Genomic DNA, 19550 nt, shown 5'->3' with positions numbered 1-19550 from the left:
GCGGCGTGTATCATCGCCGCCATCATGCCCATCCGACCGCTTCGTCCGCTCCTGATCGCCGCCGCACTCGCAACGCTCGCCGCTCCCGTCGCATCGCGCGCGCAGCAGGTCGGCGTGGTCGCGGATGGCGTCTACTACACGCCGAACACGCATCTGGCCGCCGGCACGTCGCTGCAGATTCTGCCCGACGACGGCAAGGGTATCGCGCACTGCTGCGCGACCATCACGGGGCCGGCCGCGAAGCCCGGCAACCCGATTCTCGACGCGCTGCACGACGACCGCGCGATCGCCGCGTATACGCTGTCGCTGCCGAAGTCGGTTCCGGCGGATACGACCGGCTTCGGTGTGGCCGGCAACGCGCGCTTCGTGCATCAGGGCGCGCATCCGCAAGCCGTGCTCGACGGCGGCCTGCCGCTCGCATTCTCGATCTGCACGTCGACCGAAGGGGTGCATTACCTCGGCCGCAAGGTCGGCAGCAACACGTTGCTCGTGCACCTGTACCAGTACTTCGACGGCGAGCTCGAATCGACCTGCCGGGATGCCGAGCTGAAATAGTTGGGCCGGCCGGCGGCGTCGCGCCGTCGACCGCTTCGCCTTCACGCCCGGCGCATCACCACGCCTGCCGATAGATCGCCAGCGCGTCGGCTTCCGTCACTTCGCGCGGATTGTTCACGAGCAGGCGCGTCTGCAGCATCGCGTCCGACGCCATCCTCGGCAGGTCGCCCTCGCCGATCCCGACTTCGCGCAACGTGTTCGGAATGCCCGTCGCCACGATCAGGCGATCGATCTCGCCGATCAGCGCCTGCGCCTTCGCATCGTCGCTGCCCGTCGCCGACGGTGCGACGATCGCCGCCAGTTCCGCATACAGCGGCGCGGCGGCCGGCGCGTTGAAGCGCAATACGTGCGGCAGCACGAGCGCGTTCGACAGCCCGTGCGGCACGTGGAAAATGCCGCCGACAGGATAGGCCAGCGCATGCACGGCCGCGACCGGCGCGTTCGCGAACGCCTGCCCCGCGAACATCGCGCCGACCAGCATCGCTTCGCGCGCGTGGCGATCGGTGCCGTCGTCGCAGGCCTTCAGCAGATTGCGCGACAGCAGCGTCAATGCCTGCACGGCCAGCATGTCGGACACCGGGTTCTTCAGCCGCGACGACGTATAAGCCTCGATCGCATGCACCATCGCGTCGATGCCCGTGGCCGCCGTCGCCGCGCGCGGCAGCCCGAGCGTCAGTTCGGCATCGAGGATCGCGACGTCCGCGAACAGGTGCGGCGACACGACCCCCATCTTGCGCGCCTCGCCGACCGTGACGATCGACACGGCCGTCACTTCGGAGCCCGTGCCGGCCGTGGTCGGCATCTGCACGAGCGGCAGCCGCGACGTCGCAACCTTGTCGACGCCGTACATGTCCGCCAGCGCCTGCCGGCCCGGTGCGAGCACCGCGATCAGCTTCGCGACGTCCATCGACGAACCGCCGCCGAGGCCGAGCACGATCTCGGCATCGGCCGCCACCGCCCGCTCGGTCGCTTCGAGCACCACGTGCTCGGGCGGGTCGGCAATCACGTCGTCGATCACGCTCACCTGCCAGCCGTGCGCGGCGAGGCTCTCCAGCGCGGGCGCGAGCACGCCGCTGCGATGCAGGAACGCGTCGGTGACGACGCATAACCGCGCAAGCGCCGGAAAGCGTTCGCGCAACAGCGCGCCGAGCCGGCGCGCGGCGCCGAATTCGACGATCTGCGTCGGAACGGTACGGAATTGAAACGGGTTCATCGGCTGTCTCCCGGTGGCGTCGCCGTGCCGGTGTCCGGCTGCACCATGTAGCGCGTCACGTCGCGGCGATCGAGCAACGGAATGATCGCTCCGACACCGATTCGCTGGAAATGCGGCGTTTCCCGATGCGCGTCGAGCCCGTCGGCGTCGCGGTAGCGCTCGAGAATCACGATGTGGTCGGGGTCGACCGGCGACCGGAAGTACGCGTAGTCGAGGTTCTTCGGCTCGGCGCGCGTGGCCGGTGCGAGTTCGGCCAGCAGTTCGATCACGCGGTCGCCGTTGCCGGGTTTCGCGAAGTAATGGGCGATGACCTGCAGGTAAGGCTCGTTCATGCTGCGCTCCGGGTTCGACAGGGGCCCGTCACGACGGGCCGACGTTCAGGAAGGCGGCGATCGTCCGCACGGATATCGAGCAGACGGCCCGACGTCGCATTGTATTGAATCGGCGCGGCATTCGCAGCGCGCCGCGCGCCTGTCGAATGCCGGCCGCACCGATGCCGGTCGTCTCTCGCGCGGTGGTCGTCACCGATGCACCGGCCGCTACCACGGCACCGTGCGCCCCAGGTAATCGAGGTATTCCAGCCCCGCCCGCGCCTGTTTTCCGATCAGCACGTCCACGAGGCTCGGCACGCTTTCCTCGATGGTCAGTCGCGCGTCGGGGCCGCCGAGTTCCGTGCGAACCCAGCCGGGCGCCATCAGCACCATCGCACGCGACGTGCCGGCCTGGCGTGCCGCGAAACTGCGCATGAACTGGTTCAGCGCGGCCTTGCTGCCGCGATAGACCTCGCGCATCCCGGTGACGTTGTTCGCGACACTGCCTTGCCCCGACGACATCGCGCCGATCAGGCCATCGTCGGTCACGAGATCCTGCAGCGTCTCGATCACGCGCATCGGCGCCAGCGCATTCGTGATCATCACGCGCACGAATTCGCCGGTCGTCACTTCGCCGATCGTTTCGTTCGGGTCATTGGTCGTTCCGGCGTTCACGAACAGCATGTCGAAGCGCCTGCCCGACACACGCTCGCGCAGCGCGGCCAGTTGTTCCGGCTCGCAGATGTCGAGCGTCTCGATCTCGAGCCTGCCGTCGAAGCGTCCGGCGAGTTCGTGCAGTTTCGTTCGCGCCGCCCCTTCACGGACCGTGCCCGTGACACGCCAGCCCTTGTTCAGGAATTGCTCCGCCATCGCGAGGCCGAGCCCTCGTGACGCGGCGACGAGCAGGATCGAGGGTGCTCGCGGGTTCGATACAGTCGATTGCATGGTTCTGCCTGTGTGGAAATCCGTCATGCAGCCACTATAGGTGCGTGCATCAATGAGCGCCAGACGCACCGAACTCAAGGAATAGTTGCATCGAACGCCATGCCAAGCCGCGCAATGCCGTATGCTGTCCGGATGGAAGACATCGACCTGAACCTCGTCGCCGCGCTCGACGTGCTGCTGACCGAAAACAGCGTGACCGCCGCCGCGCGCCGGCTCGGGCTGAGCACGTCGGCGATGAGCCGCACGCTTACGCGGCTGCGTGCCGCCACCGGCGATCAGCTGCTCGTGCGCGCCGGACGCAAGCTCGTGCCGACGCCGCACGCAACCGCTTTGCGCGATCGCGCGCATGCGATCGCGAGCGACGCCCGTGCGGTGCTGCGGCCGGCCACGGCCGACGTGGACATGTCGACGCTCGCGGCCACCTTCACCCTGCGCGCGGCGGCGTCGTTCATGGACATGCTCGCCGGCCCGGTGGTCGCCGCGATCGGCGACATCGCGCCCGGCGTGCGCGTGCGTTTCGTCTCGAAGCCCGATCGCGACCCGGGGCCGCTGCGCGACGGCACGGTCGATCTGGAGATCGGCAAACGCGGCGACGACGCGCCCGAGCTGCACACGCGCCCGCTCTTTCACGACTGGCACGTCGCGGTGGCGCGCGCCGGGCATCCGCTGTTCGCATCCGGCAAGATCACGCCCGCGCGCTACGCGGCGTGCCGTCACGTGATCGCGTCGCAGCTGGGCGATTTCGGCGGACCGGCCGACGAGGCGACAGGTCCGCGCGCGCCCGCCCATGACGTACATGTCGTCGTGCCCGGCTACCCCGATGCGATGCGCGTCGCGGCCGGCACCGACCTGATTGCGCTCGTGCCGCGCTCGAGCCTCGGCAATGCATTCACGCCGGGGCTCGCGCAAGCGCTGGGGCTGCGCAGCTTCGACATCCCGGTTCGACTGCCCGGGATTCTCGTTTCGGCGCTGTGGCATCCGCGCATGCACGGCGACCCGGTACATCGCCGCCTGCGCGATACCGTCATCGACACATGCAAGCGCGCGTATCCGGATTCCCGCCCGCCGCGCGCGTCGGCACGCGGCACGGGTTCGCGCGCAACCGGCTGAGGCACCCGGTTCGGGCGAAACGCGCCGGCGTCACACCAGCCGGCCGCCGCCGTCGACGTGCAGGATCTATCGCATAAGCCGGCCCGGCGATGCGCTCGTGCATCGCGGCGAACAGTTGATCGGGATCGGTGTCGGCCAGCTTGCCGGCGATGAAGCGCCCCGCCGTGACGACCAGGTGATCGACCCGCGTCATCGCTCAGGACCCGCACGTTCCTGCAGTTCATCGAGCAGCGGCTTCCCGAACTCCCCGGATTCCACGCGCCGCAGGCATCGTCGCGGCGAGTACGTCGATAACGCCCCCTAATACGCGAACCCGATCCGCCCTTGCCCCACCGGATGCGCGACCGTGCCCATCGGGATGTCGTAGACGTCGGTCAGCACGTGATCGCGCATGAACGCATCCGGCGTCCCTTCGACCACGACGCGCCCCTGTCGCAACGCGACGAGCCGGTCGCAATAGCGCGCGGCGAGATTCACGTCGTGCAGCACGACGACCACGCAGAGCCCGCGTTCGAGCGCCAGCGCGCGCACGAGCGCGAGCACCTCGATCTGGTGCCGCACGTCGAGCGCGGAAATCGGCTCGTCGAGCAGCAGGCATTCGCTGCGCTGCGCGACGAGCATCGCGAGCCACGCGCGCTGTCGCTCGCCGCCCGACAGGCTGTCCGCCGCCCGATCCGCGAATGCCGCGACGTCCGTCGCGCGCAACGCATCGTCGACCATCGCGCGATCCTCGTCGCCGAACCGGCCCAGTGCGCCATGCCATGGATAGCGGCCCAGCGCGACGAGCTCGCGCACGGTCAGCCCGTCGGTCGCGGGCAGATGCTGCGGCAGATACGCGATCGCACGCGCCAGCGCCCGGTTGGCCCACGTATCGAGCGGGCGATCCTGCAGACGAATCGTGCCTGCCGACGGCCGCTGCTGCCGCGCGAGCAGCTTCACCAGCGTCGACTTGCCCGAGCCGTTGTGACCGAGCAGGCCGACCACGCTGCCGCGCGCGAACGCGAGATCGACCGGATGCAGCAGCACGCGACCGGCCGCTTCGAACGACACGCGTTCGAGCGCGAAAAACGGGGCCGGCGACGCGACGGCCGCGGAGACATCCGGCGCGAGAGCAGGCGCCGGTACGGAAGCAATCGGATTCATGTCGGAGATACCGTCGAATGCGGCGCCACGGTAGCGGACTGCGCGACGATCTGCCCGTAGTCGAGCTTCACGCTGCGATCCGCCAGCGCGAAATAGCGGTCGTCGTGCGAGATCACCAGCACCGTCTTGCCGCGCGCCTTGAGTTCCGGCAGCAATTGCCGGTAGAACACATCCTTGAACAGCGGATCCTGGTCGGCCGCCCATTCGTCGAACACGTAGAACGGCCGGTCTTCCAGATACGCGACCAGCAGCGCGAGCCGCTTGCGCTGCCCCTGCGACAGCTCGAGCGTGGAAAACGCGCCGCCATCGACCGCCACCTTGTGCGACAGCTGCAGCGCGTCGAGCAGTGCGCGCGCCCGCTGGCGCGACGCCATGTCGATGCCGAACAGCCGTTCGAACAGGAAGAAATCGCTGAACACGGCCGAGAACAGGTGCCGGTAACGCTCGCGCGACGCCGCATCGACCGGCTCGCCGTCGAGCAGGATTCGCCCGCCTTCGGGCGCGTACAGGCCCGTGATCAGTTTCGCGAGCGTCGTCTTGCCGCTGCCGTTGCCGCCGATCAGGAACACCGTTTCGCCCGGCGCGAACGACAGGTCGATCGGCCCCAGCGTGAACGCTTCGCCGTCGCGCACATAGCGATGCGTGACGCCGTCGAGCGCGATCCGCCCGAACGCGCGCACGGGCCGCGCGCCGCCCACCGGCTCGCGCGGCAGTTCCGCATCGAGCTGCTCGATGCGCTCGAACGCGACGCGCGCGATGCTGACCGACGGAATCGCGGCGAGCAGCCCTTCGATCGGCATGATCATGTACAGGAACACCATCGCGTAGCCCGACGCGACGCGCGCATCGATCTCGAACCAGCGCGCAAGCACGAACAGCGTGAGGCCGATGAATGCGAACAGGACCAGGTTGCCCCAGCTCGCCGCGGCCGCGTACAGCATGTAGCCGCGCGTGCGCTGCACGCGCACGGCTTCGACGCCCGGGGCGAGCATCTCGTCGACGAATGCATCGCGGCGTGCGCGATGCAGCTTCAGCTCCTTCGCGCCGTCGAACAGCGCGCGGAAGTGGCGCACGAGATCGTCCTCACGCCGGCGCGAATCGCGCAGGTCGGTCAGCGCGCGCCCCTGGACCACGCGAAAGCCGAGCATCGCGACCCCGATCGTGACGGCCGCGAACAGCAGGATCTGCCACGACAGATAGCCGAGGTACGCGAGACAGCCGGCGATCACCGCACCCTGCATCGCGATCGTCGGCAGGTTGACGAAAAACACGACGATCGTGTCGAGATCCTGCGTGAGCACCGACAGCGATTTCGCGCTGCCGAGCCGTTCGAGATCGGGGTACGCCGCATCGCCGATGCGGCGGATCGTCCGCATGCGCAGCATCGCCTTCGCGCGCTGCCCGAGCGACATGAACAGCATCTGCGACACCGCGCGCGCGGCGAGCACCGCGACGACGACCGCCGCGAAGCGCCAGCCGAGCGCCACGAGGCGTTCGGCCGATGCACCGAGCGCCTGGTTGATCAGCGCGATCAGCACGGCATTGCCGATCCCGCTCGCGAGGCTCGTCAGCAACGCGAGCGGCAGGGTCCAGCGAAAACTGCCGGTCAGGAAACGAAACAGCGACATGGGGAATCCTTGCACGTGCGACGCCGCCCCGCCGCTCGCGCGACGGGCGGCGTGCCGCCATCAGTTGTAGTGGAGATGCGGCGTTGCGTCGACGTCATCGCCGCAACAGCCAGAGCAGATACGGTCCGCCGACCAGCGTCGCGAGAATGCCGGCCGGCAGTTGCTGCGGAAACAGCAGGTTGCGGCCGAGCCAGTCGGCCGCAACCATCAGCAACCCGCCGACGAGCGCCGCGATCGGCAATTGCGAGCGTGCGCGCGTGAAGCCCAGCAGCCGCGCGAAATGCGGCGCCATCAGCCCGACGAACGACATCGGCCCGATCACGATCGTCGCGCCCGCCGTCAGGATCGCGGCCACCGCGAACAACGCCGCGCGCGCCTGGCTTGCGCGCACCCCGAGCGCATTCGCGACATCCGCGCCGAGCGGCAGGATGTCGAGCCAGCGCAACGCGAGCCACGCGAGCACCCCGGCCGCCACGGTGCAGATCCAGACCGCGATCGCCGTCTGCGGCAGGACCACATAGGTCGAGCCGAACAGCAGCGCGCGCAGCAGTTCGGCCTGCAGGCCGCCGCGCGCGGTCGCGAGCACGATCACGGCCTGCGAGAACGCACTGATCGCCATGCCGACGAGCAGCATCCGGTCGGGCGCGAAACCGCCGCGACGGCCGAACCCGACCATCGCCGCCAGGCACGCGAGCGCGCCCGCCGATGCGCCGCCCAGCAGCACCGGCGCGGACGGCACGCCCGCGCCGAGCGCGGCGACCAGCAGCCCGAGCATCGCGCCGCCGCTCACGCCGAGCAGGTCGGGGCTCGCCATCGGATTGCCGGTCAGGCGCTGCAGTACCGTGCCGGCCAGCGCGACCATCACGCCCGCGCCGAGCGACGCGGCCACGCGCGGCACCCGCCAGAACGCGACGGCCGGCCACTGCGCGGCATGCGTCCATTGCCAGCCGTCCGTCGTCACCGCGAAATGCAGCGACGCCCACACGGCCAGCGCGAGCACGGCGACGCCCGGCAGCGCGAACCGGGCGACCGAGCGGCGCCGTACGTCGTGCGTATCCATCGCCGGCCGTACCGCGCCGGTATGGACGCGCCGCAGCATCGCGAGCAGCAGCGGCCCGCCGAGCAGCGCCAGCGCGGCGCCGGTCGGCAGCGCTTCGCCAAGCGCGCCGGGCAGGCATTGCACGGCCTGGTCCGCGAGCGTGAGCAGCAGCGCGCCGATGCACGGCGCCCACACGAACCGGTCGCGCAGCCGGCGCGCCCCGGCGAGCCGCGCGAGCGCGGGAGCGCCGAGCCCGATGAAGCCGATCACGCCGACCGCGCTCGTCGCCAGCGCGCTCAAACACACGGCAACCGCCAGCGCGGCGAGGCGCACCGCCACGACCGACAACCCGAGCCGGCGCGCACCGCGATCGTCGAGCGCGAACAGCGCGAGCGGCCGCGCAAGCAGCCACGCGGCCACCATGCAGCCGGCCACGCGCGGCACGAGCCACGCAGCGACGTCCCAGCCGTTCTGCACGAGCGAACCCGCGCCCCAGATGAACACCGCGACCAGCGAACGCTCGTTCACGATCGCGAGCAGCACCGCGAGCGCGCCGGCGTACAGGCTCACGACCATGCCGGCGAGCGTCACCGATACGGGCGCGAAACCCTTGCGCCACGTCAGCGCCAGCGTGGCCGCGATCGCGAGCGTCGCACCGCCGAGCGCGACCGCGAAACGTTCGCCCGCCACCAGCGCGGGCGCCATGATCGACGCGGCCGACAACGCCAGCGACGCCCCCGACGACACGCCGAGCGTCAGCGGTTCCGCCAGCGGATTGCGCAGCACCTGCTGGAACACGACGCCGGCCAGCGCGAGCGCGGCGCCCGTGGTCAGCGACACGACGACCCGCGGCAACCACGCATAGCGCACGACGAGCTGCGTCAGCGACGCGTGCGCACCACCCGTCAGTACACCGGACCATTGCGCGGCCGGAAGCTGCGCGGACAGCGTGTGAACGACGGCCCAGATCGTCGCCGCCGCGAGCAGCGCGGGCAGCGCCCATGCGCGTGCGCCGGCATCGGCCGTCATCGTATGCGCCTTCATCACGAACCCTCCTGCAATGCCAGCGCCATGCCGTGCGCGAAGCGCATCGACGCGACGACGCCGCCCAGCGACGGCAGCGCGCCGAGCCCGTGCACGCGACGCGCCTGCACGAACGGCAGCGCATTCCACAGCGGGCCGCGCGCCAGTTGCGCGTCGACACCGGCCGGCACGTCGAGCAGCAGCGCGTGCGCATCGGGCTGCCGCGCGAGCGCCGCGAGCCCGGTTTGCGTCGCGCCCTGCGGATCGGCGTCGCCGCGCCACGCGTTCGCGATCCCGACGCGCGACAGCACGCCGCCGTACAGGCTGTTCGCGCCGAGCACCGACATGTGCCGGTCGTCGATCGGATACAACAGATAGACCGGCCGCCCCGCCGCGCGGAAAGCCGCCAGCCGTTGCGTCGCGTCGGCGAGCTGCGCGTCGGCCCGCGCCAGCAGCGCATCGGCCGCCGCGCGACGGTCGAAGCGCTGCGCGAGGTGCCGGGTCGCATCGCGAACGGCCGCATAGACATCGACCCCGCGCCCGAACAGCCCGACGGTCAGGGTCGGCGCGATCCGTTCGAGCATTGCGCGCAGCGGCGCATGCAACGGCGTGATGACGACGAGATCCGGCTTCAGCGCATCGAGCACTTCGAAGTTCGGCTGGAACAGCAGCCCCGTATCGGTCACGCCTGACGGCAGCGGCGGATCCCCGTCGACGCGCATGTACCACGGCGGACGCGCCACGCCGACCGGCACGACGCCCAGCGACAGCACGATCTCGGTCAGCGGCCAGTCGAGCACGACGACTCTCGGCGCCCCGTGCGCGGAAGCCGCCGTCACGGGCGAAGCCGAAAGCGGCGACGCGGCAACGGCCGCATGCGCCACGCTGCCCACGCCGCCCACGCTGCCGATTGCGGCCGCGGCACACCACGCCAGCGCGCGGCGACGTGTCACGCTGGCCGGCCCCGCCTCGATACCGCCCGCATCGTGAAGCACCGTGGTCACCATTGATAGCGCGCCGTGCCGAGGATCGTCCGCGTCGCGCCCCAGTAGCACAGCGACGACGACGAGCAGTACGAAATGTATTCGCGATCGAACAGGTTGTTCACGTTCAGCGCGAGCCGCCAGTTCTGCAGGTCGTAGTGCACGCCCAGATCGACCAGCACGCGCGCCGGCACGTCGAACGTGTTTGCGCTGTCGCCCGCCGAACTGCTCGTGTAGCGCACGCCGGAACCGATACCGAAGTGGCGCAGCGGCCCGGTCAGGAACGTGTAGTCGGCCCAGGCGGCCGCCGTATGACGCGGCGCGATCGTCGGCCGCTTGCCGAGGTTCGCCATCGTGCTCTCGGTCACCGATTGATTCAGGTACGAATACGACGCGATCAGCTTCAGGTTCGGCGTGACGTTCGCGTGCGCCTCGGCCTCGATGCCGCGCGAGCGGACCTGCCCCGTCTGGATCGCGAACTGCGGATGGACGGGGTCCGTCACCTGCACGTTGTCCTGCGTGAGCGTGAACGCCGCGACCGAGAAGAATCCGTCGAAGCCCTTCGGCTGATACCGGACGCCCGCCTCGAGCTGCTTGCCCCGGGTCGGCGAATACGGCACGCCGCCATACGCGGCGCCGAGCAGCGGCTGGAACGAGCGCGCATAGCTGACGTACGGCGCGATCCCGTTGTCGAAGCGGTACGCGAGGCCCGCGCGCCACGTGAACGCGTGGTCGTTCGAGTGGTAGATCGTCCCTGCCCCGGACGCGAGCGACGTCGTCTGCTGGTTGCCGCCCGCCCAGTCCTGGCGCACGCCGAGCGTGAGCACCCAGTTCCGGTAGCGCGCCTCGTCCTGCGCATAGACGCCGAACGTGCTGAGCGCATAGTCGAGCCGCGTGTCGACGGGCTGGGTCCCCAGCGCCGCATAGTTCGGCTGGAACAGGTCGACCGTGCCGACCACCGAATTGCCCTCGTTGTCGCCGAGCATCGAGCGCTGGTAGTCGACGCCGAACAGCGCGACATGTTCGACCGGGCCCGTCGAGAAACGCGCCTGCGCATGCGTGTCGACCTCGAACTGCGTGTAATGCTCGTTGTCGACGTTGCCCCACATCGAGACCGTCTTGCCGTCGGCGGAGAACGGGCTCGTCACCGACGTCTGGTAGTAGTGCTGGTCGATATGCAGATAGCGCAGCGTCTGCGACACGCTGAAGCGATCGTCGAATGCATGATCGAACTGATAGCCGAACCAGTATTGCGTGCGATGCATCCCGTCCCGGTCGGGATCGCCGAAATAGCGGTCGGGGCCGAGCCGCCCGTTCGGGCTCACGAACAGCGTGCCGCTCGCGGGCACCGGGTTGAACAGGCCGCCGTTCGGATCGCGCTGGAAGCCGCCCTGCAGCGTGAAGGTCGTGTCGCGATCCGGACGCAACGTGACGGACGGCGCGATCGCGATCCGCTGGTCCTTGATCTTGCTGACCTGCGTGTCGGCCGTGCGCCCGAGGCCGACCACGCGATACGACACCGTGCCCGCCTTGTCGACCGGGCCGCTGAAGTCGAAGCCGAGCTGGTAGTTGTCGTGATTGCCGGCCTGCAGCATCACCTCGTGATACGGCTCGGCGGTCGGCAGCTTGCTCACGTAGTTGACGAGGCCGCCCGGGCTGCCCTGCCCGTACAGCACCGACGCGGGCCCGTGCAGCACTTCCATCCGCTCGAGGAAATAGGGATCGATGCGCGGCGTCGCGAAGCGCGGCGACTGGTACAGGTGCAGGCCGTCGAGATACGAGTCGAGCGAGAAGCCGCGCCCCGACAACTGGTCGAAGCGAATGTCGGTGCCGTCCTGCGAATAGACGCCCGGCGTATAACGCAGTGCCTGATCGACCGTCTGCACGCCGAGATCGTCCATCTGGCCGCGCGTCACGACCGACACGCTCTGCGGCTGCGTGAGCCGGTCCGAATCCGTCTTCGTCCCGGTCGTCGAGCGCGTCGCGACGTAGCCGACGCCCGGCCCCGCCGGGTCCTGCATCGACGCCGCCCGCACCTCCAGCGTCGGCAGCGTGCCGTCCCGTGCCGGCGCCGGCGTCGTGCCGTCGTCCGCCGCGCTGGCCCGCAGCACCGTCCCGCCGAGCAGCGTCGCCGCGATACCCAGCTTCAACGGCCCCTTCATTTCCCCGAACCTCATTCCTGTCGCCCTTGCGTATGGCTGTCGCCGATTTTCGTCATAGTTAATGCGACTCATTACCATTTTCAGTCGCACTATCGTTTTCGTTCAGTTGACACACGACAAGCATAGCGACTACCTTATTTCGCAGGTAGACAACAAATGTTCAGTTTCGGCCAGATTCTGTCCGGTGCTGAACAGTCCGCATCAACCACCCCGGCTCCGGATGAAGGAATTCCTGCTCAACCGCTACCCGCATGAACGGCGCCGCCTGCCGCGGCCCGTGATCGTGCGGGCCATCACTTACGAGAACGGCCAGCACGAGCCGTGGCACCAGCACGAGTTCGGCCACGTGATCCTCGCGCTGAGGGGCGTCGTGCGCGTGCTGACGCCGAACCGCACGTGGACGTTGCCGCCGTCGCGCGGCGTGTGGCTGCCGCCCAACATCGACCACGAGTTGCATGCGGTCGGACGCCTCACGCTATGCACGGTCAGCGTCGAGCCCGATGCCACCCCGTGGCGCTGGCCGACCGGCCGCGTGATCGCGATCGACTCGCTGATCCGCGAGCTCGTCACGAACATGCTGCGCGATGGCGGCGACTACCCGCCCGACGGCAGCACCGCGCTCGCGGTGCCGCTGCTGCTGAAGCTGCTGGAAGAAGCGCCGCCGCTCGGCGAAGGCGGGTTGCCGCTGCCGCGCGACCCGCGCCTGCTCGCGATCTGCGAGCACATGATGACCGACCCGGCGAACGACTACACGCTCGATCGCTGGGCCGACGAGATCGGCACCAGCAGCCGCACGCTCGCCCGGCATTTCCGCGACGAAACCGGCATGAGCTTCGGCCACTGGCGGCAGCACATGCGCGCGGCCGAAGCGATGACGCGGCTCGCGCACGGCGCGAGCGTCGCGTCCGTCGCGCTCGATCTCGGCTACAGCACGCCGAGCGCGTTTACCGTGATGTTCCGGCGGCTGTTCGGCCAGGCCCCGCAGCAATACCTGTCGACCGGCGGCTGATCCGGCGCGCGGCCGCGCCGCGGAATCCCGGCTATTGCAGCGCGCGCGGGCGGCACGGGCGGGCCCTTCGGCTAAAATGCCGCACTTTCCCTTTTGTCCGGCCCGCTCGCCATGCAACCCGCTTCCCCCGCCCGATCCGCCTCCCACGGCGTCGACGATACCGACCCGTCGCACGACCTCGTCTATGGCCCCAATGACCGGCCCGCGCCGATGGTCGCGTTCGTCGCCGCGCTGCAGCACCTGCTCGCGATCATCGTGCCGATCGTCACGCCCGGCCTGCTGATCTGCCAGGCGCTCGGCGTATCGAGCCGCGATACGACCCTCATCGTGTCGATGTCGCTCGTGATTTCCGGCATCGCCACCTTCGTGCAGTGCAAGCGCTTCGGCCCGCTGGGCGCCGGGCTGCTGATCGTGCAGGGCACGAGCTTCAACTTCGTCGGCCCGCTGATCGCCGGCGGCAGCGTGATGGTCAAGCAGGGCACGCCGGTCGAGACCGTGATGGCCGCGATCTTCGGCGTCGTGATCGCCGGCTCGTTCGTCGAGATGAGCGTGTCGCGCATCCTGCCGTTCGTGAAGCGCCTGATCACGCCGCTCGTCACCGGCATCGTCGTGCTGCTGATCGGTCTCACGCTGATCAAGGTCGGCCTCATCAGCATGGGCGGCGGCTACGGCGCGATGGCCAACGGCACGTTCGCGAGCGCCGGCAACCTGACGCTGTCATGCCTCGTGCTCGGCACGATCATCCTGCTGAACCGCGTGCCGATCGTGTGGGTGCGGAGCACCGCGCTCGTCATCGCGCTCGTGATCGGCTATATCGCCGCCGCGGTGCTCGGCCGTCTCGACTTCACCGGCGTGCACCAGGCCGCGCTGTTCCAGGTGCCGACGCCGCTGCACTTCGGCATCGGCTTCTCGTGGGCGCTGTTCATCCCGATGCTGATCATCTACCTCGTCACCTCGCTCGAGGCGATCGGCGACGTGACGGCCACCAGCAAGATCTCGAAGGAGCCGGTCGAAGGGCCGGTGTGGATGCAACGGATCAAGGGCGGCGTGCTCGTCAACGGCGCGAACTCGCTGCTGGCCGGCGTGTTCAATACGTTCCCGAGTTCGGTGTTCGCGCAGAACAACGGCGTGATCCAGATCACCGGCGTCGCGAGCCGCTACGTCGGCATCTGGATCGCGGCGATGCTCGTGGTGCTCGGCCTGTTCCCGGTCGTCGCCGGCGTGCTGCAGGCGGTGCCGGAGCCCGTGCTGGGCGGCGCGGCGATGGTGATGTTCGGTGCGGTGGCCGCATCGGGCATCAACATTCTTTCGGGCATCCAGCTCGATCGTCGCGCACTGCTGATCATCGCGGTGTCGCTCGCGCTCGGCCTCGGCGTGTCGCAGGTGCCGGACATCCTGAACAGCCTCCCGCACGCGCTGAAGAACGTGCTCGAATCGGGTGTCGCAACGGGCGGCATCTGCGCGCTCGTGATGAACTGGTTCCTCCCGGAACAGAAGTAACGCGACGCACGCCATGACGATGCGGCCCGATCGACGGGCCGCATCGCGCTACACCAACTTGGCCGGCTGCCCGACACTGGTTAGAATCGGTTCATGCCTCAAGCCCTCGTCTCCGCGAATACCCCTGAAGCCGACGTCGTTCCGGTCAGGGAACGTGCCACCGTGGTCTGCTACCGCAACGAACAGGTATTGCTCGTCGCCCGCGCATCGTCGCGATGGGCGCTGCCCGGCGGCACGATCAAGCGTAAAGAAACGCCGCTCGAAGCCGCGCATCGCGAGCTGCTGGAAGAAACCGGCATCACGGGCCAGGCGCTCGTCTACTCGATGCAGTTCACCGGGCTCGCGAAAATCCATCACGTGTTCTTCGCGGAAGCCGGCCCCGACCAGATTCCGCAGGCGAGCAACGAGATCGAGCGGTGCCGGTGGTTTCCCATCGACAACGTCGACGCGTTGCGCGCGAGCATTCCGACGAAGCGGATCGTCGAACTCGTCTACCGGCACGAGCTGCGCAAGTAGGTAGACACCCCAACCCCGCCGGCTCGCCCGAGCCGATATGATGCGCCCACGGTCCGTCGCCGCGTTCCCTTCCGAGCGAGCTGCAGATGAACAGTGCGTACACCTACCGCGGATATACGATCGATGTCCGCTGCGAATTCCGGCTCGACCCGCCGCGCGACCCCGCGCCGCCCGACACGCTGCGGTTCGGGTTCGTCGCGATCGTGCAGGTGCGGGCAGCCGGCGTCGCGCCGCGCCTGCTGGCGCCGATCCGGCTCGGCGACGATGGCGGCCGCCTGTTCCGCAACACCCGCAACGCGTTGCGCGCCGGCCGCGCGGCCGGCGAAATCATCGTCGACGATCTGCTCGTCGATTCGGGTTCGGCCGAAGGACGCACGCACTCCTGAGCCGTCGGCCGGCCCGGTGCGTTTTCCCGAGCAACGATGCGCGTGCGCTCAGTACGAGCGCCTTCTTCGCAATTCGTGTGTGGAATAGACGACGAGGAAGATGCCCAGCATCGCGACGCCGGATGCCATGAAGTCGTTCGCGCTTCCCGAGCCGTGCAGCGATTTCGGGAAAAGGCCGAGACCCAGTCCTGCGACGGCGAGGAGCACGCCTGCCGCCACACCCCAGACCGGCCCCGCGGTCTTTTCGATTATGTTTTTCATACAGCACCTGTCTACAGTCATTGCCCGGACGGTGTCGGTGCATGGTGCATGCGTCGACCGCCCGTGCTTCGACTATAGCGAGGAAATAATCGGTGCGAATTCGGTGCTTTTACCGATCAGGATTACGGCTTGGCGGTCGCTGTGCGGAGTGCCGCTGCGAAAAGGCTGCGTTCGGGAATCGGGAAAGAAAGCCTGAATGGCGGAAGGCAGCAGGAGTCGAACCTACCCGGGAGTGTCTGACACCCCCAACCGGATTTGAAGTCCGGCCGTACCACCGGATACGAATGCCTTCCGTGGGAAAAACCAAAAGAGCGAGAAGCACGACGAGCGCCTACGCCTGAATACCCACCCAACCGCTGTCAGGCCGCAGGAAGTGAAGATCGCGGTGGAAGCGAGTATACCCAACCCGATCGAAGAACTCGAGAATCTGGATCGCCCGCTTGCGGCCGAGCCCGGTCGCGTCGCGGAACGTCGCGGCATCGAGCCCGCCGCCGCGCGTCGGCGCGAGATGCGCAACCAGCCCGGCCAGCTCGCGCACGACCTCCGCGTGATAGAACAGGTCGCGCACGATCTGATGCACGTCGCCGCGCCGCGTGAGCTTGCGCAGCAGCGCGCGCACGGCGTCCTCGGCTGCGCCCGTGTCGCGCGCCAGATCGCGCACCCACGACGGATCGAAACGCCCCGCATGAATCAGCGGCAGCAGTTGCCGCGCCAGCGCCTCCTCGCGTGCGTCGAAGCTCACCGAATGCGACGGCAGATGCAGCCACGGCCCGCTTCGCGCGACGTCCCCGCCCGACACCAGCGCATCGACGAGCGCGCGCCACAGCGCATCGTCGACGACCGGCGCCGCCATCCGTCGCAGACGTGCCGCATCGAGCCCCTGCTCGTCCGGCATCCGCTCGTGATACACGCGCAGCGTGTCGATCGCCCGCGCCTGCAACGCATGCCAGTGCGTGCGCGCCATCACCGTGCCGTCGTTCGACGCCGCATCGCGCTGGCCGATCGCCAGCGCATCGTCCGGCAACCCGAGCACGTCCGGCGCGAACCCCGTCAGATGCGTGAGCATCGTGCGGGCAATGCCGAGCGGCGCCTGCGCGAGCAGCGCATCGAGCCGCCCTTCGTCGAGCCACACGGCCAGCGCGTCGAGCCATGCGCGGCGCGCAGGCGTGCGCCGCTTGCGCGCCGGCCCGAACGGGTCGAGCACGCGGCCGCCGCCGACGGTGCGCGTCGCTTGCGGGTTGCGCACGATGAAGCGATCGCCCGGCAGCGCGAATACCGGTTCGTCGAACACGAGTTGCACACGCATCTTCTGGCCGGCCGCGAGCGTATCGCCGTCGAGCAGCGCGACGTGCGCAACGCGATGCAGCGTACCGAGATGCACGTGCAGCGGCGCCCAGTGCGTCAGCGTCAGCCCGGCATCGGCCAGCAGCGTCAGTTCGACGTCCAGCCGCGGCGACGTCGCGACGAGCCGCGCATCCGCGACGGTATCGCCGCGCTCGACGTCCGCCTTTTCGACGCCGGCCAGGTTCAGCGCGCAACGCTCGCCCGCGCGGCCCGCTTCGACCGGCCGATTCTGCGCATGGATGCTGCGCACGCGCGCCGCGCCGCCGGTGCGGACGACCGCGAGCGTGTCGCCGGTCGCCACGCGGCCCGCGAACGCGGTGCCCGTCACGACGGTCCCCTGCCCGGCGAGCGTGAACACGCGATCGACCGCGAGCCGGAACAGGCCGTCGTCGCGGCGCGCGCGCCACGCGAGCGCCGCATCGGCGAGGCATCGCTTCAACGCGGCAACGCCAGGATCGTCCGCGCGCGTCGCGCAGGTTTCGAAGATCGGTGCGCCATCGAGCGTCGAGCCGTGCAGCCACGTCGCGATCTCGTCGCGCACGGCCGACCGGCGTGCGGCATCGACGCGATCGCACTTCGTCAGCGCGACCACGCCGTGCGTGACGCCGAGCAGCTGCAGAATCGCGAGATGCTCGCGCGTTTGCGGCATCACGCCGTCGTCGGCGGCGATCACGAGCAGCGCGAAGTCGATTCCGCACGCGCCGGCCGCCATCGTATGAATCAGCTTCTCGTGGCCCGGCACGTCGATCAGGCCCAGCACGTCGCCGTTCTCGAGCGGCGTATACGCATAACCGAGCTCGATCGAGATGCCGCGTGCCTTCTCTTCCTTCAACCGGTCGGTGTCGACGCCCGTCAGCACCCGCACGAGCGTCGTCTTGCCGTGGTCGATATGTCCTGCCGTACCGACGATCATGCAGCCGGCCCCGCGATCAGCGCGCATTGCGCGACGAATGCCGCTTCGTCCGCGGCCTCGAGGCAGCGCAAATCGAGCCGCAGCGCGTTGTCGGCGACGCGGCCGATCACCGGGTGCGGCCATTCGCGCAGCCGCTTCTCGAGCTGCGCGAGCGCGCGGCCGCTGCGCTTGCCGTCCGGCGTGCGCACGACGAGCCCGGCGCTCGGCAACTGGTCGACCGGCAGCGCGCCGCTGCCGATCTGGCTGAACATCGGCTCGATGCGCACGTCGAAGCCGCTGCCGAGCGCGGCCTGCAATGCCGGGCGCACGCGCTCGGCCGCTTCGGCGATGTCGTGCCGCGGCCGCGTCAGCAGCCGCAGCGTCGTGAGCCGTTCGCGCAGGAATTCCGGCGCCTGATAGAGCCGCAGCACGGGTTCGAGCGCGGCGAGCGTCAGCTTGCCGACGCGCAGCGCGCGCTTGAGCGGATGCTTCTTGATTTTCGCGACGAGCGCGCGATCGCCGGCGATCAGGCCGGCCTGCGGGCCACCGAGCAGCTTGTCGCCGCTGAACGTGACGAGGTTCGCGCCGGCCGCGACGGTTTCCTGCACGGTCGTCTCGTGCGGCAAGCCCCATTGCGACAGGTCGGCAAGCGTGCCGCTGCCGAGGTCGACCGCCACCGGCAGCCCGTGCTCGCGCGCGAGCGGCGCGAGTTCGGCGAGCGTCACCTCCTTCGTGAAGCCGCTGATCGCGTAGTTGCTGCAGTGCACCTTCATCAGCAGCGCCGTACGCGGGCCGATCGCATCCGCATAGTCGCGCAGATGCGTGCGGTTGGTCGTGCCGACTTCATGCAGCTTCGCGCCCGCGCGGCTCATGATGTCGGGAATGCGGAACGCGCCGCCGATCTCGACGAGTTCGCCGCGCGACACGATCACTTCGCGTTTCGGCGCAAGCGCGGACAGGGTCAAAAACACGGCCGCCGCATTGTTGTTGACGACGGTCGCGGCTTCCGCGCCCGTCAGTTCGCACAGCAGATCGTCGATCAGGTCGTCGCGGTCGCCGCGGCGGCCGGTGCCGAGATCGAATTCGAGGTTCACGGGTTGCGTGAGCGCGGCGACCACCGCGCTCACCGCATCGTCGGGCAGCAGCGCGCGCCCGAGGTTGGTATGCAGCACGGTGCCGGTCAGGTTGAACACCGCGCGCACGGCGCCCGCGCTCTGCGCGGCCAGCGTGCGGGCGACGGCCGCCGCGATGTGCGGCTCGTCGAGCGGCTCGGCCGACGACGGATCATGCTGCGCGGCGGTACGCCAGCGCTCGAGTTCGGCGCGCACCGCGTTCAGCACGCGCGTGCGGCCATAGTCGGCGAGCAGCGGTTGCAGCGGCGCCGACGACAGCACGCGCTCGACCGACGGCACGCGCGCGAGGACGGCATTCAGTTCATTCAAACCCGGTTCGGTCACGTAGTCGTGGCTCCATTTCGATGCGCGGCAGGCAAACGGGGCCGGCGCTTGCGCGCCCGCCCCGGCTGCCCGC

General features: G+C 69.3%; 17 protein-coding genes and 1 tRNA gene. 6 read left to right on the top strand and 12 right to left on the bottom strand.

Features of this window, described 5'->3' with window-relative positions:
* Window positions 1–24: 24 nt before the first annotated feature.
* Entirely contained in the window at window positions 25–555 is a 531-nt protein-coding gene (locus DCN14_RS05320) for a hypothetical protein (protein WP_096504133.1), read from the top strand.
* A 55-nt stretch (window positions 556–610) separates the two neighbouring features.
* On the opposite strand, the gene DCN14_RS05315 is transcribed toward DCN14_RS05320, so the two are convergent.
* The 3 genes from DCN14_RS05315 to DCN14_RS05305 all read right to left on the bottom strand — a co-directional run bounded on the left by DCN14_RS05315 (window position 611) and on the right by DCN14_RS05305 (window position 3024).
* The gene (locus DCN14_RS05315; protein ID WP_096503854.1) at window positions 611–1768 is read right to left on the bottom strand and encodes an iron-containing alcohol dehydrogenase; all 1158 of its coding nucleotides are present in this window, start codon (window positions 1766–1768) and stop codon (window positions 611–613) included.
* Window positions 1765–2100: a putative quinol monooxygenase gene (locus DCN14_RS05310; protein ID WP_096503856.1), complete on the bottom strand. Its 336-nt coding sequence runs from the start codon at window positions 2098–2100 to the stop codon at window positions 1765–1767. The genes DCN14_RS05315 and DCN14_RS05310 overlap by 4 nt, the downstream gene beginning before the upstream one ends.
* A gap of 207 nt (window positions 2101–2307) precedes the next feature.
* Window positions 2308–3024, bottom strand: coding sequence for an SDR family oxidoreductase (locus tag DCN14_RS05305; RefSeq protein ID WP_096503860.1), 717 nt, complete (start codon window positions 3022–3024; stop codon window positions 2308–2310).
* Window positions 3025–3156: 132 nt separating this feature from the next.
* Here DCN14_RS05305 and DCN14_RS05300 point away from each other — a divergent pair, with 132 nt between their 5' ends.
* The gene (locus DCN14_RS05300; RefSeq protein ID WP_096504135.1) at window positions 3157–4134 is read left to right on the top strand and encodes a LysR family transcriptional regulator; all 978 of its coding nucleotides are present in this window, start codon (window positions 3157–3159) and stop codon (window positions 4132–4134) included.
* A 300-nt stretch (window positions 4135–4434) separates the two neighbouring features.
* Here DCN14_RS05300 and DCN14_RS05290 read toward each other — a convergent pair whose 3' ends face one another.
* From DCN14_RS05290 to DCN14_RS05270, 5 genes are all read right to left on the bottom strand, one after another.
* Window positions 4435–5277, bottom strand: coding sequence for an ATP-binding cassette domain-containing protein (locus DCN14_RS05290; RefSeq protein WP_096503862.1), 843 nt, complete (start codon window positions 5275–5277; stop codon window positions 4435–4437).
* Window positions 5274–6905: a cyclic peptide export ABC transporter gene (locus DCN14_RS05285; protein ID WP_096503864.1), complete on the bottom strand. Its 1632-nt coding sequence runs from the start codon at window positions 6903–6905 to the stop codon at window positions 5274–5276. Before DCN14_RS05285 ends, DCN14_RS05290 begins: the two co-directional genes overlap by 4 nt.
* Before the next feature lie 94 nt (window positions 6906–6999).
* A complete protein-coding gene (gene fhuB, locus DCN14_RS05280) occupies window positions 7000–8988 on the bottom strand; it encodes a Fe(3+)-hydroxamate ABC transporter permease FhuB (RefSeq protein WP_096503866.1) in 1989 nt (662 codons plus the stop codon).
* Window positions 8988–9974: an ABC transporter substrate-binding protein gene (locus tag DCN14_RS05275; RefSeq protein WP_096503868.1), complete on the bottom strand. Its 987-nt coding sequence runs from the start codon at window positions 9972–9974 to the stop codon at window positions 8988–8990. Before DCN14_RS05275 ends, fhuB begins: the two co-directional genes overlap by 1 nt.
* Window positions 9968–12127, bottom strand: a complete 2160-nt coding sequence (locus tag DCN14_RS05270) for a TonB-dependent siderophore receptor (RefSeq protein ID WP_096503870.1) — start codon at window positions 12125–12127, stop codon at window positions 9968–9970. Before DCN14_RS05270 ends, DCN14_RS05275 begins: the two co-directional genes overlap by 7 nt.
* A gap of 205 nt (window positions 12128–12332) precedes the next feature.
* Between DCN14_RS05270 and DCN14_RS05265 the strand changes: the two genes are divergently transcribed.
* From DCN14_RS05265 to DCN14_RS05250, 4 genes are all read left to right on the top strand, one after another.
* A complete protein-coding gene (locus DCN14_RS05265) occupies window positions 12333–13121 on the top strand; it encodes a helix-turn-helix transcriptional regulator (protein WP_096503872.1) in 789 nt (262 codons plus the stop codon).
* 111 nt (window positions 13122–13232) lie between these two features.
* Window positions 13233–14621, top strand: coding sequence for a uracil-xanthine permease family protein (locus tag DCN14_RS05260; RefSeq protein WP_096503874.1), 1389 nt, complete (start codon window positions 13233–13235; stop codon window positions 14619–14621).
* A 93-nt stretch (window positions 14622–14714) separates the two neighbouring features.
* On the top strand, window positions 14715–15137 hold the full coding sequence (locus DCN14_RS05255) for an NUDIX hydrolase (protein ID WP_096503876.1): 423 nt from the start codon (window positions 14715–14717) through the stop codon (window positions 15135–15137).
* 86 nt (window positions 15138–15223) lie between these two features.
* A complete protein-coding gene (locus DCN14_RS05250) occupies window positions 15224–15523 on the top strand; it encodes a hydrogenase maturation factor (RefSeq protein WP_096503878.1) in 300 nt (99 codons plus the stop codon).
* Between the two features lie 48 nt (window positions 15524–15571).
* Here the strand turns inward: DCN14_RS05250 and DCN14_RS05245 are convergent, their stop codons facing one another.
* The 4 genes from DCN14_RS05245 to selA form a co-directional block, all read right to left on the bottom strand.
* Complete coding sequence (locus tag DCN14_RS05245; protein ID WP_096503880.1) at window positions 15572–15784, bottom strand: hypothetical protein; 213 nt, start codon at window positions 15782–15784, stop codon at window positions 15572–15574.
* A 197-nt stretch (window positions 15785–15981) separates the two neighbouring features.
* Window positions 15982–16077 (bottom strand) — tRNA-Sec (locus DCN14_RS05240).
* Between the two features lie 38 nt (window positions 16078–16115).
* Entirely contained in the window at window positions 16116–18041 is a 1926-nt protein-coding gene (gene selB, locus DCN14_RS05235) for a selenocysteine-specific translation elongation factor (protein ID WP_096504137.1), read from the bottom strand.
* Window positions 18038–19477 carry an L-seryl-tRNA(Sec) selenium transferase gene (gene selA, locus DCN14_RS05230; protein ID WP_096503882.1) on the bottom strand — a complete coding sequence of 480 codons (1440 nt, stop codon included), beginning with the start codon at window positions 19475–19477 and terminating at the stop codon, window positions 18038–18040. The genes selB and selA overlap by 4 nt, the downstream gene beginning before the upstream one ends.
* Between the last annotated feature and the right edge of the window lie 73 nt (window positions 19478–19550).

Origin of the sequence: Burkholderia sp. IDO3, from assembly GCF_003366075.1 — a bacterium.
GTDB classification, from domain to species: Bacteria; Pseudomonadota; Gammaproteobacteria; order Burkholderiales; family Burkholderiaceae; genus Burkholderia; species Burkholderia anthina.
This window is presented reverse-complemented; position numbering and strand designations above follow the sequence as displayed.